Raw genomic sequence first — 7,113 nt, forward strand, 5'->3', positions numbered from 1 at the left:
CTGATCGGCTGGCTCGGCTGGTCGGCGGCGCTGTTGGTGTTGGGCCTGTTGGTGGCGATGATTGTGCCGCTGGTGAGCATGCTCAAGGACAAGCCGCTGCCGGTGCTTGGCCATGAACAGACTCTTTCCGAAGCGCTGCGTGAGGCCTGCTCGCACTCCGGTTTCTGGCTGCTGGCGTTCGGCTTTTTTGTTTGCGGTTTTCAAGTGGTGTTCATCGGTGTGCACTTGCCAGCGTATCTGGTCGATCAGCATCTGCCCGCCAGTGTCGGCACCACGGTGCTGGCGTTGATCGGATTGTTCAATATCTTCGGCACTTACACCGCCGGCTGGCTTGGTGGACGCATGTCGAAACCGCGTCTGCTGACTGCGCTGTATCTGTTGCGCGCAGTGGTGATCGTGCTGTTCCTGTGGTTGCCGGTGACGACCACCACGGCGTATCTGTTCGGCATGGCCATGGGCTTCCTGTGGCTGTCGACGGTGCCTTTGACCAACGGTACGGTGGCGACCTTGTTCGGCGTGCGCAATTTGTCCATGCTCGGTGGCATTGTCTTTCTGTTCCATCAGCTCGGCTCGTTCCTTGGCGGCTGGCTGGGCGGGGTGGTGTACGACCGAACCGGGAGTTATGACTTGATCTGGCAAGTGGCGGTTCTCTTGAGCCTGCTCGCGGCGGCGCTGAACTGGCCGGTGGGCGAGCGTCCGGTGGCCCGCCTGCAAGCTGCGACGAGTGCAGCATGAGCCGGATCTGCGCGCGGGTCGTTGTTGCCGCACTGGCTGCTGCGCTGTTGGCGCTGGTGTGGTGGGGCTGGCAGCGCGGCGGTCTGGCGCTGATGCAGTTGGGCATGAGCATTTGCTAGATGGCAGCGTGGCGAGTAACGTCGAAGCCTGATGATTGCCCAAGGAAATTCGACATGTTGATGCGCTGGTGTGCTGTTCCCGCGTTGCTGATGGCGTTGACTGGCCTGGCCCAGGCCGCCGATTGTCCTGAGCTGCTGCAAGGCTCGCTGCCCAAGTTGCGCGCCAAGGAATCCATCGATCTGTGCAAGCAGTACGCCGACAAGCCGCTGGTGGTGGTCAATACCGCCAGCTTCTGCGGTTTCGCCCCACAGTTCGAAGGGCTCGAGGCGCTCAACAAGCGCTACAAGGCGCAAGGCCTTGAGATGCTCGGCGTGCCGTCGAATGATTTCAAGCAGGAGTCCAAGGACAGCGCGGAAACCGCCAAGGTCTGCTACGCCAACTATGGCGTGACCTTCAACATGACCGAGCCGCAGAAGGTTCGCGGCGATGACGCCACACACCTGTTTCAGGTATTGGCCGCGCAGAGCAATGCGCCGAAGTGGAATTTCTACAAGTATGTGGTCGACCGGCAGGGCAAGGTGGTGGCGAGTTTTTCCAGTTTGACCAAACCGGATGATCCCGAGTTTATTGCGGCGATCGAGAAGGCCATTGCCTCCAAACAGCTGACTCACTGACCCATGTTTTTCCCTGTGGGAGCGAGCCTGCTCGCGAAGCGGTGTGTCAGCCAGCAAATCTACATCTGACATACCGCCTTCGCGAGCAGGCTCGCTCCCACAGGGGTGATTTAGTCGTTCCAGTGAAAAGTTGCAGACATGAAAAAGCCCCGCCTCTGTAAAGAGTGCGGGGCTTTTTCGTGGGCGAGGGGTTAGCCTCGCCACGGTGCATCAGAAGCGGTAAGTCGCGCCGACACCGAAGCCGTTTGCCGAGTTTTCATACTTGGCATCGTAGGTCTGGCCACGCGCGTTTTCGTTGCGGATGTTGACCGACTCTTCTTTGAGGTACGAGTACGCGACGTCGATGGTCAGGTCGTCGGTCGGGCTCCAGCCGGCACCGATACTGAAGATGGTGCGGTCGCCAGTCGGGATACGTGGCGAGCGGTCTTCGTTATTGGTTGGCGATTGGTCGAAGGTCAGACCGGTACGCAGTACCCATTCCTTGTTCAACTGGTACGAGGTACCCACGGCGTACGCCCAGGAGTCATGCCAGTTCTGGTCTTCGTTGATCGAACCGAACTGACCGGCCAGCAGAGGCTGCACGCCGGAGTTCTTCACGGTGATCTTGTCCAGCTGGCTCCAGCGAGTCCAGGTGGTGCCGGCGTAGACGTTCCAGCGATCGTTGATCGCCTGGGTGACCGACAGGTCCACGGATTCCGGCGTGGTGATCTTCAACGAAGCGTCGTACTTCTGGTTGGCGCCAACGCCCACCAGCGCCAGAGCGTTGTAGTTGACCTTGGTGTCACCTTCGAGCTTGTAGTCGACCTTGGAGTGGTAGGTCAGGCCGACACGGGTGGTGTCGGTGGCCTGGACCAGCAAGCCGACGTTGTAGCCCAGCGCGGTGTCGTCACCCTTGATCTTGACCTTGCCGTCCGGCAGTGCCTGGGTGATCGACAGGTTGGATTCCAGCGAGCCGTCGATGCGGTTGATGGTCGGGCCGAAACCGATCGACACCTTGTCGTTGAAGGCGTAGCTGACGGTTGGCTGGAAAGTGATGACTTGTACTTCGGACTTGCTGCCGAAGTAACGACCGGCGAAACCGTTTTCGTAATCCGTGATCAGACCGAACGGCACGTACACACCGAGACCGAATGCCCAGTGGTCATCGATCGGTTTTACATAGAAGCCCATAGGTACAGCGGTGAAGGGCACCATGTCGCCTTTGTTGCTACCGCCGTTAGGGCTGGAGCTGGCGTTGCTGATATCGGTGTGTGCATCGACAACGGCGACACCACCGGTGACTTGTTCGCGCTTGATGCGCGCCATGCCGGCCGGGTTGCCATAAACAGTGCTTGCGTCGTCGGCAGAAGAAGATCGCCCGGCAAAACCAGTCCCCATCCCACTGATGCTTTGTTCGTTGAGGGCAAAACCTGCCGCGAAGATTTGTGTAGAGGCAAGGGTAACGGCGAGGCTAAGGGTGGTTTTGAGCATGACTTTTTTCATTATTAGAACTCCTGGTGATCACCGGGGCGAAAATTACCAACATTTTCGTCCCAGCGCTATAGCCTGTATGCCTTGAGTTAGAGCGGTTTTGTAGGACAATCCGACCAAAATGGCGGCCTGATGGGAGAACTTGTGAAACCGCCCGGTCAGCAAGCGACCTGATTCAGCGGTGAAACACAGGTTTGCCAGGCATAGGTGAAGTCGCGTAAACGGCCTTGCGGTTGAAAGGTCTGGCGCCAGATACGCGCCATGCCGAGCAGGTCGGTCGGAGCGGGGAGGGTGGGGTTTTGTTCTTCTATCAGCAGCCAGGCGATGGCCGTGGCGTAACGCAGGTTGACGGTCAGTTCCAGATGCGGGCCGCTGAGGAACGCATGCTGACTGGCCAGGCCGCGCACCAGGCTGGCGCGCTCCGGATCGAGCGCCAGATAATCGTCCCAGAGGGCCTGATGCCGATGCTCGGCAATCCGGTAGAGGCCGTGGCCACGGCGGTCATGCAGGGCAGACCCGAGGGCGGACTGGCTGGCGGCGATACCCAGCAGCAGGGATTCGGCAGTTGCGCAGTGGCGTCCCAGATAAATCAGTGTGGGACGGATCACATAGCGGCACAGTTCGCTGGCAGCGATACCCATAACACCCTCGGTTCTTGTTGTTGAGGGCGAGTCCTGAAGGGGCCTTGGCAGCAGTGGATCGACTCAGGCTCGCCGCAAGCGGGTCAAGCCGCTTGAGTTGAAGTGTAGTGTCATATTCAGCGTGTAAAGGCCTGTTTTTAAAATATTTCCGTCATCGCATCCCGGGCCTTAGATCGGAATATGCTTAGAAGCGCAGCGCTAAAAGTGAAATATCAGGCAATAAAAAGCCCCGCTTTTCAGCAGGGCTTTGCTTTTGCAGCCTGTCCGGCTTTCAGGCAACCAGTGCCTGACGGGTACGCTCGATCACGGCCTGCAGCGGTTCGGCGCTGGAGTATTGATCGGGGTACAAACGCTCGCTGTGACGAGCGATGCCGTGTTCATTGACCACGGTGAAGCTGAAGCAGCCTTTGCGAGCGGCCATGATCAGGCAGTTCATTGGAGCAAAAGCGTTGGTTAGGGTGCGAATGGCATCCTGAGTCTGGATTTGAGTAGACATAGTTATTAGGTGTTCCTACAAATGACACGGATAAGAACCGTGCAACGTTAAAACGTTCCAGTAACGTTGATCACCATTGATCGAACGAAGAACCCGACTGGAACAAAGCAGCCAGTTTGAAGCGCTGATAAGTGAGCGCGCTTGGGCTGGCAGGTAGGTACTTAGGAGGACAGGCATCACAGCGAGGGCAAAGGTTCTGGGCCCGGGGTGAAGATCCTGATCAATTTGCAGGTTGGTTCGGTCAGAGTAAGTGTTCTTCGCAACGCCCTTTGTTTTCGTTCAAAGGCAGCGTCGTCGCAAGATTTACCTGGAAACCATCGAGGGGTCGTTCCCGCTTTTTTCGGCAGTGTCTTCCTGTTGGAAGTTGACCGTGGGGAGATGTTCGACCGGAATTGACTTTCAGCTTGGTACTAACGCCGCGGATAGTAACGGATCCGTCCGGGCGAAGCAAACCCCATGACCAAAAAAAGGATCTCAGGGAAAGGTCGGGTCGCACCGTCCGTCGGCGTGCAGGCTTTTCGCAGAGCCTTTGGGTCGTTCGTAGCTGCGCAAAATGACCCGAAAAAGCGCACGCATATAACCGGCTCACAGGTACTTGTGCACATTAGTTGCGCAGAGCGTAACGCAACTGTCACATCGATCCTGACTCCAGTCGCTGCCTGTATCAAAAGTTTAAGTCAATGAAAAATATCGTCTTTTTTTGTTGGTGAAAAAATCGTCAGTTTGACTGCGAGCCCCATTCCATAAGGCTTTGCGAGGATCACAGAGCGGTTGTCCACTGACTTATCCACAGCTTCTGTGGATTGTCCCTAGCGCTTGCTCTAGGACGGGCGTGCCGGGTTTTTTTCGACTTTACCTGTAAGAAAAAGAGAGTAAAGTGGCGCGCCTTCCGATCTGTCCCGCAGTGCTTTATGAAGTTTCGCTCAGTATCAGACTCTGTTACCTCCAATCCGACCTCTGTTACCGCTCCCAAGCGTTTTTCCGTGCGTGTGGCCGAATGGCTGCTCGATGCGCCGCGCCTGAGCGACAGTCCCAGCGCCAAGCACCTGGCCGGCCGTCTGCTCAAGCAACCGGCCCGAGAAGGCGTGGTCGCCGCACAAAGCCGCCTCGGCCAATTGATTTGCCGGGAGTGCGGCAATGCCCGTGACCGGCGTATCGGTCAGGAGTTGCTGCGTCAGGCCGCCCGTGCCGGTGACCGTCGCGCGCAGCAGGAACTCGGTCTGATCGAAGACTGAGCTGTCCAAGCCCTGACACCTTGGTTAACCTTCAGGCTTTATCCGATTGGCAGGAGTCGCTATGGCTATGGACTTGACCAGCGTATTGCTCGGTCTTGCGGCGGCAGGGTTGCCGCTGCTGGCGCTGGCCTGGCAACTGCAACGCCGGGCCAGCAATGCCCAGGCCGATCTGGCCTTGCTCGAAGAGCGCCTGGCGATGGCGCAACTGGCCCAGGACGGCCTCACCGCGCAGCTTGAAGCGAGCCGCGATGAAATCGCCGATCTTGGCCAGGCCAACGCCGCCAAACAGGCAGACCTCGCCGCGCTGCGCCGCGAAGTCGAATTGCTGCAGATCGAGCGCGACGACGCCCGCGACGCCTCCCACGCCTGGAACCTCGAACGCGCCAACAAGGATGCTGAGTTACGCCGCCTCGACGCCCACGCGGCCTCGCTGAGTGCCGAACTGCGCGAGCAACAGGAAAGCCATCAACAACGTCTCAACGACCTGCAAGGCTCACGCGATGAACTGCGCGCGCAATTCGCCGAGCTGGCCGGCAAGATCTTCGATGAGCGTGAGCAGCGCTTTGCCGAAACCAGCCAGCAGCGGCTCGGGCAGTTGCTTGATCCGTTGAAAGAGCGCATCCAGTCCTTTGAAAAGCGCGTTGAAGAAAGCTATCAGGCCGAAGCCCGCGAGCGCTTCTCGCTGGCCAAGGAGCTGGAGCGTTTGCAGGCGTTGAACCTGCGTCTGAGCGACGAAGCCACCAACCTGACTCGCGCGCTCAAGGGCCAGAAAACCCAGGGCAATTGGGGCGAACTGATCCTCGAGCGCGTTCTTGAGCATGCAGGTCTGGAGAAGGGCCGCGAGTACCAGACCCAGGTCAATCTCAAAGGCCCGGACGGCGAGCGCTTCCAGCCCGATGTGATCATTTATCTGCCCGGCGACAAGCAAGTCGTGGTCGACTCGAAAGTCAGCCTCACCGCGTATCAACAGTATGTTGCGGCAGATGACGAAACGTTGGGGCAGGTCGCGATCAAGCAGCATGTGTTGTCGCTGCGCAATCATGTCAAAGGTTTGGCCGGCAAGGATTACAAGCGCCTGGAAGGCCTGCACAGCCTCGATTTCGTCTTGCTGTTCGTGCCGATCGAAGCGGCATTTTCTGCGGCCTTGCAGGCTGAGCCTTCGCTGTTTCAGGATGCTTTCGACCGCAATATCGTGATCGTCAGTCCGACTACGCTGTTGGCTACGCTGCGGGTGATCGACAGTTTGTGGAAGCAGGAGCGGCAGAGCCAGAACGCCCGGGAAATCGCTGAGCGCGCGGGTTGGCTGTACGACAAGTTCGTGTTGTTTATTCAGGATCTGGACGAAGTGGGCAATCGTCTGCAGCAACTGGACAAGGCTTACAGCTCAGCGCGCAACAAGCTGACAGAGGGGCGCGGTAATCTGGTCAGCCGCAGTGAGCAGTTGAAGTTGCTCGGTGCGCGGGCGAGCAAGAGCTTGCCGGCGGATTTGCTGGAGCGGGCGATGACGGATGTTGATGGGTTGGTTGAGTTGCCTGAGTAGGCGTCGTTTTTTGGGCTGATTTTGGGGGCATATCCGTTGCTGCGGTGATGGCGGCTGGCGGTTTCGCCCTTACGGCGACTCACTTTTTTTACAAACGCCCGGAATGCCGGCCCAGTAAAAAAATAAGCAAAAAAACGCTTGCTCCTACGTTCGGCCCTCGCAAGCTCGGGTTCCTTCGCTCCGGGATCGATCCTGGCTCAGCGGCTCCGGTTTGCTTCGCTGCACCTCCTTGCGCTGTGTCTGGCTGCGCCAGACGGTCGCT

Annotated in this window: 8 protein-coding genes; 5 read left to right on the forward strand and 3 right to left on the reverse strand. The window is 58.4% G+C overall.

Going from position 1 to position 7,113, the window contains the following annotated elements:
• From OQK_RS18660 to OQK_RS18665, 3 genes are all read left to right on the forward strand, one after another.
• Positions 1-735 (forward strand): MFS transporter (locus OQK_RS18660; protein ID WP_038861378.1); only part of this gene is annotated, 735 nt, incomplete at its 5' end.
• On the forward strand, positions 732-854 hold the full coding sequence (locus OQK_RS31865) for a hypothetical protein (protein ID WP_016773715.1): 123 nt from the start codon (positions 732-734) through the stop codon (positions 852-854). The genes OQK_RS18660 and OQK_RS31865, both read left to right, overlap by 4 nt.
• Positions 855-908: 54 nt before the next feature.
• Positions 909-1,469 (forward strand): glutathione peroxidase, encoded by a 561-nt coding sequence (locus tag OQK_RS18665; RefSeq protein ID WP_016773716.1) that lies wholly within the window; start codon positions 909-911, stop codon positions 1,467-1,469.
• A 210-nt stretch (positions 1,470-1,679) separates the two neighbouring features.
• On the opposite strand, the gene OQK_RS18670 is transcribed toward OQK_RS18665, so the two are convergent.
• The 3 genes from OQK_RS18670 to OQK_RS18680 form a co-directional block, all read right to left on the reverse strand.
• Complete coding sequence (locus OQK_RS18670) at positions 1,680-2,951, reverse strand: OmpP1/FadL family transporter (protein WP_016773717.1); 1,272 nt, start codon at positions 2,949-2,951, stop codon at positions 1,680-1,682.
• A 146-nt stretch (positions 2,952-3,097) separates the two neighbouring features.
• Positions 3,098-3,580, reverse strand: coding sequence for a hypothetical protein (locus OQK_RS18675; RefSeq protein ID WP_016773718.1), 483 nt, complete (start codon positions 3,578-3,580; stop codon positions 3,098-3,100).
• Positions 3,581-3,851: 271 nt separating this feature from the next.
• Positions 3,852-4,076: a hypothetical protein gene (locus OQK_RS18680; protein WP_016773719.1), complete on the reverse strand. Its 225-nt coding sequence runs from the start codon at positions 4,074-4,076 to the stop codon at positions 3,852-3,854.
• Positions 4,077-4,987: 911 nt separating this feature from the next.
• On the opposite strand from OQK_RS18680, the gene OQK_RS18685 reads away from it, so the two are divergent.
• Together OQK_RS18685 and rmuC are read left to right on the forward strand one after the other, a co-directional pair.
• Positions 4,988-5,311: a hypothetical protein gene (locus OQK_RS18685; protein ID WP_024012181.1), complete on the forward strand. Its 324-nt coding sequence runs from the start codon at positions 4,988-4,990 to the stop codon at positions 5,309-5,311.
• Between the two features lie 175 nt (positions 5,312-5,486).
• Entirely contained in the window at positions 5,487-6,851 is a 1,365-nt protein-coding gene (gene rmuC / locus OQK_RS18690; RefSeq protein ID WP_163012613.1) for a DNA recombination protein RmuC, read from the forward strand.
• The last annotated feature ends 262 nt before the right edge of the window (positions 6,852-7,113 follow it).

It is taken from the genome of Pseudomonas sp. R62 (assembly GCF_000257605.1).
Classification (GTDB): Bacteria; Pseudomonadota; Gammaproteobacteria; order Pseudomonadales; family Pseudomonadaceae; genus Aquipseudomonas; species Aquipseudomonas atacamensis.

Excerpts from the sequence above, each read along its gene's own strand:
- OQK_RS31865 (WP_016773715.1), top strand. The coding sequence starts at position 732 with ATGAGCCGGATCTGCGCGCGGGTCGTTGTTGCCGCACTGGCTGCTGCG.
- OQK_RS18665 (WP_016773716.1), top strand. The coding sequence starts at position 909 with ATGTTGATGCGCTGGTGTGCTGTTCCCGCGTTGCTGATGGCGTTGACT.
- OQK_RS18670 (WP_016773717.1), bottom strand. The coding sequence starts at position 2,951 with ATGAAAAAAGTCATGCTCAAAACCACCCTTAGCCTCGCCGTTACCCTT.
- OQK_RS18675 (WP_016773718.1), bottom strand. The coding sequence starts at position 3,580 with ATGGGTATCGCTGCCAGCGAACTGTGCCGCTATGTGATCCGTCCCACA.
- OQK_RS18680 (WP_016773719.1), bottom strand. The coding sequence starts at position 4,076 with ATGTCTACTCAAATCCAGACTCAGGATGCCATTCGCACCCTAACCAAC.
- OQK_RS18685 (WP_024012181.1), top strand. The coding sequence starts at position 4,988 with ATGAAGTTTCGCTCAGTATCAGACTCTGTTACCTCCAATCCGACCTCT.